This window comes from Streptococcus sp. 1559 (assembly GCF_013276735.1).
In the GTDB taxonomy this organism is placed as follows: Bacteria; Bacillota; Bacilli; order Lactobacillales; family Streptococcaceae; genus Streptococcus; species Streptococcus pseudopneumoniae.
Genome location: NZ_VMLO01000113.1, coordinates 11,912 through 16,156, shown reverse-complemented (window position 1 = coordinate 16,156; position 4,245 = coordinate 11,912). Strand labels below are relative to the sequence as shown.

Annotated in this window: 4 protein-coding genes; all 4 read left to right on the top strand. The window is 40.7% G+C overall.

All coding sequences use genetic code 11. The features are described 5' to 3' along the window. Positions 1 to 114: 114 nt before the first annotated feature. The 4 genes from metA (at position 115) to lytC (ending at position 4,129) form a co-directional block, all read left to right on the top strand. Positions 115 to 1,059: a homoserine O-acetyltransferase MetA gene (metA, locus tag HT688_RS10890; protein WP_166727960.1), complete on the top strand. Its 945-nt coding sequence runs from the start codon at positions 115 to 117 to the stop codon at positions 1,057 to 1,059. A gap of 8 nt (positions 1,060 to 1,067) precedes the next feature. Continuing rightward, a complete protein-coding gene (locus HT688_RS10885; protein WP_000221595.1) occupies positions 1,068 to 1,745 on the top strand; it encodes a DnaD domain-containing protein in 678 nt (225 codons plus the stop codon). 97 nt (positions 1,746 to 1,842) lie between these two features. Then, complete coding sequence (gene tpiA / locus HT688_RS10880) at positions 1,843 to 2,601, top strand: triose-phosphate isomerase (RefSeq protein ID WP_172923787.1); 759 nt, start codon at positions 1,843 to 1,845, stop codon at positions 2,599 to 2,601. A 37-nt stretch (positions 2,602 to 2,638) separates the two neighbouring features. Next, positions 2,639 to 4,129: a choline binding-anchored murein hydrolase LytC gene (gene lytC, locus HT688_RS10875; protein ID WP_172923786.1), complete on the top strand. Its 1,491-nt coding sequence runs from the start codon at positions 2,639 to 2,641 to the stop codon at positions 4,127 to 4,129. The last annotated feature ends 116 nt before the right edge of the window (positions 4,130 to 4,245 follow it).

The following is a 4,245-nucleotide window of genomic DNA, read 5'->3' as shown; positions in this document are numbered from 1 at the left end:
CGAAGTCAGTAACATATACGTACGGCAAGGCAACGTTGACGCGGTTTGAAGAGATTTTCGAAGAGTTTCAAACATATGCAATGATTCCTGAAAGAGTACAGTTAGGAGAGGGTTATGCCGATTCGAATTGATAAAAAATTACCAGCTGTTGAGATTTTACGGACAGAGAATATCTTTGTCATGGATGATCAACGTGCAGCCCACCAAGATATCCGTCCCTTGAAGATTTTAATTTTAAATCTCATGCCACAGAAAATGGTCACAGAGACCCAGTTGTTACGCCATTTGGCCAATACACCTCTACAACTGGATATTGATTTTCTCTATATGGAGAGCCATCGTTCTAAGACAACTCGTTCAGAGCACATGGAGACCTTTTATAAAACTTTTCCTGAAGTTAAGGACGAGTATTTTGATGGGATGATTATCACGGGTGCTCCAGTTGAGCATTTACCATTTGAGGAAGTGGACTATTGGGAGGAATTTAGCCAGGTGCTTGAGTGGTCCAAGACCCATGTCTATTCGACCCTTTATATCTGTTGGGGGGCTCAGGCTGGTCTTTATCTGCGTTATGGAGTGGAAAAATACCAGATGGACAGTAAGTTATCGGGTATTTATCCTCAGGACACTTTAAAAGAAGGGCACCTTCTTTTAAGAGGCTTTGACGATAGCTATGTTTCCCCTCATTCTCGGCACACGGAGATTTCTAAGGAAGAGGTCTTAAACAAAACCAATCTCGAGATTTTATCAGAGGGTTCTCAGGTTGGGGTTTCGATTTTGGCTAGTCGTGATTTGCGTGAAATTTATAGTTTTGGGCATTTGGAATATGACCGTGATACCTTGGCAAAAGAGTATTTCCGAGATTGTGATGCAGGTTTAGATCCTCATATTCCAGAAAATTACTTTAAGGATGATGATGTCAATCAGACGCCTTGTCTTTGTTGGTTTTCATCGGCAGCCCTCTTTTTCAGTAACTGGGTAAATTATGCAGTCTATCAGGAAACCCCTTTTGACTGGAGAAAAATAGAAGATGATGCATCTGCATTTGGGTATTTATAAGAGGAATTATGACATATTTAGACGCTTTTAAATCAGGGAACTTGGTTTTACCGAGTGCCCTGCTCTTGCATTTTAAGGAACTCTTTCCTTCTAGCGACGATTTTCTGGTTTGGCAATTTTTCTATTTGCAAAATACGACAGGCTTAGAAGAAATGTCGCCAAGCCAGATTGCTGAAAGGATTGGCAAGGAAATTTCGGATGTCAACCAGTCCATTTCCAATCTGACGGAGAGGGGACTTCTCCAGTATCGTACTATCGAATTAAATGGCGAAATCGAATTGCTTTTTGATGCTAGTTTGGCTTTGGAACGTTTGGATGACTTGCTTGGAGCTATTGCTTCGAGTTCAGACCAGTTGATACCTCAAAATCATCTTAAGGATTTGGTGGAAACCTTCCAGCAGGAGTTGGGACGCTTGTTGACGCCTTTTGAGATTGAGGATTTGATGAAGACACTAAAGGAAGATGGAACCAGTGCTGACTTGATTAAGGAAGCTCTTCGTGAAGCTGTTTTGAATGGAAAACCAAACTGGAAGTACATCCAGGCGATTTTGAGAAACTGGCGACATGAAGGTATCAAAAGTGTGGCTCAAATCGAGGCTAAGCGGGCAGAAAGAGAAGCAAGCAATCCTCAGTTGACACAGGTATCGGCAGATTTCAGAAATGCTATGGATCTCTGGAAGGATTAATCCATGTCAGCAGGCTTGAAATCCGAGTAAGATTTGCAAGCTGTGTCTAATTGTGATAAAATAAATAGAAAATAAATTGAAAAAAGAGGTATGTGAAATGTCACGTAAACCATTTATCGCTGGTAACTGGAAAATGAACAAAAATCCAGAAGAAGCTAAAGCATTCGTTGAAGCAGTTGCGTCAAAACTTCCTTCATCAGATCTTGTTGAAGCAGGTATCGCTGCTCCAGCTCTTGCTTTGACAACAGTTCTTGCTGCGGCAAAAGGTTCAAACCTTAAAGTTGCTGCTCAAAACTGCTACTTTGAAAATGCAGGTGCCTTCACTGGTGAAACAAGCCCACAAGTTTTGAAAGAAATCGGTACTGACTACGTTGTTATCGGTCACTCAGAACGCCGTGACTACTTCCATGAAACTGACGAAGATATCAACAAAAAAGCAAAAGCAATCTTTGCAAACGGTATGCTTCCAATCATCTGTTGTGGTGAGTCACTTGAAACTTACGAAGCTGGTAAAGCTGCTGAATTTGTAGGTGCTCAAGTATCTGCTGCATTGGCTGGATTGACTGCTGAACAAGTTGCTGCATCAGTTATCGCTTACGAACCAATCTGGGCTATCGGTACTGGTAAATCAGCTTCACAAGACGACGCACAAAAAATGTGTAAAGTTGTTCGTGACGTTGTAGCTGCTGACTTTGGTCAAGAAGTTGCAGACAAAGTTCGTGTTCAATACGGTGGTTCTGTTAAACCTGAGAACGTTGCTTCATACATGGCTTGTCCAGACGTTGACGGTGCCCTTGTAGGTGGTGCGTCACTTGAAGCTGAAAGCTTCTTGGCTTTGCTTGACTTTGTAAAATAATCAGTAAGTAGCAAAAGCTAGGTGGAACAGCATTCAGATGTCTGTTCCATTTTTTATAGGAGAGGAAAGATTGAAAACAAAATTTGTATGTATAGGGCTAGCAAGCCTTTGCTTACTTGGCGTAAGAGTTTCAGGAATTGCGGCAGATGAAACAAGTGGAAGCACAGTTTCAGAAAAATCTAGTCTATCAACAGGAACTTCATCAACTAGTAGCAATGAACAGAGAAACAGTGTCTCTGCCCACTGGGATGGAGATTATTATGTAAAGGCTGATGGTTCTAAAGCTCAAAGTGAATGGATTTTTGATAATAACTACAAAGCTTGGTTTTATCTCAAATCAGACGGTCGTTATGCTCAAAATGAGTGGCAGGGCAATTACTACCTGAAATCAGGTGGCTATATGGCTCAAAACGAGTGGCTTTATGATAATAATTACAAGAGTTGGTTTTATCTCAAGTCAGATGGGGCTTATGCTCATCAAGAATGGCAATTGATTGGAAATAAGTGGTACTACTTCAAGAAGTGGGGTTACATGGCTAAAAGCCAATGGCAAGGAAGTTATTTCTTGAACGGTCAAGGTGCCATGATGCAAAATGAATGGCTTTATGATCCAGCCTATTCTGCTTATTTTTATCTCAAATCCGATGGAACTTATGCTAACCAAGAGTGGCAAAAAGTGGGCGGCAAATGGTACTATTTCAAGAAGTGGGGCTATATGGCTCAGAATGAGTGGCAAGGCAACTACTATTTGACTGGAAGTGGTGCCATGGCGACTGATGAAGTGATTATGGATGGCGCTCGCTATATCTTTGCGGCCTCTGGTGAGCTCAAAGAAAAGAAAGATTTGAATGTCGGCTGGGTTCACAGAGATGGTAAACGCTATTTCTTTAATAATAGAGAAGAACAAGTTGGAACCGAACATGCTAAGAAAGTTATTGATATTAGTGAGCACAATGGCCGTATCAATGATTGGAAAAAGGTTATTGATGAAAATGAAGTAGATGGTGTCATTGTTCGTCTAGGTTATAGCGGTAAAGAAGAAAAGGAATTGGCGCATAACATTAAGGAGTTAAACCGTCTGGGAATACCTTATGGCGTCTATCTCTATACCTATGCTGAAAATGAGACTGATGCTGAGAATGATGCTGAACAGACCATTGAACTTCTGAAGAAATACAATATGAACTTGTCTTACCCTATCTACTATGATGTTGAGAACTGGGAGTATGTGAATAAAAGTAAGCGTGCTCCGAATGATACAGGTACTTGGGTTAAGATTATCAACAAGTACATGGAGACGATGAAGCAGGCGGGTTATCAAAATGTGTATGTCTATAGCTATCGTAGTTTATTACAGACGCGTTTAAAACACCCAGATATTTTAAAACATGTAAACTGGGTAGCGGTCTATAACAATGCTTTAGAATGGGAAAACCCTCATTATTCAGGAGAAAAAGGTTGGCAATATACCTCTTCTGAATACATGAAAGGAATCCAAGGGCGCGTAGATGTCAGCGTTTGGTATTAAGCTCTGATTAGAAAGAGGGATGTGATAGTAGCACCCTCTTTTTCTTTGTTTTATGATAGTTTATCCTCGAGTAAATTCAAGAACTTGCTCGGAAATGAATCTTATACTCAATGAAA

Bases quoted from the DNA above. Each gene is read 5' to 3' on its own strand.
- HT688_RS10885 (WP_000221595.1), top strand. From the start codon at position 1,068: ATGACATATTTAGACGCTTTTAAATCAGGGAACTTGGTTTTACCGAGT.
- tpiA (WP_172923787.1), top strand. From the start codon at position 1,843: ATGTCACGTAAACCATTTATCGCTGGTAACTGGAAAATGAACAAAAAT.
- metA (WP_166727960.1), top strand. From the start codon at position 115: ATGCCGATTCGAATTGATAAAAAATTACCAGCTGTTGAGATTTTACGG.
- lytC (WP_172923786.1), top strand. From the start codon at position 2,639: ATGTCTGTTCCATTTTTTATAGGAGAGGAAAGATTGAAAACAAAATTT.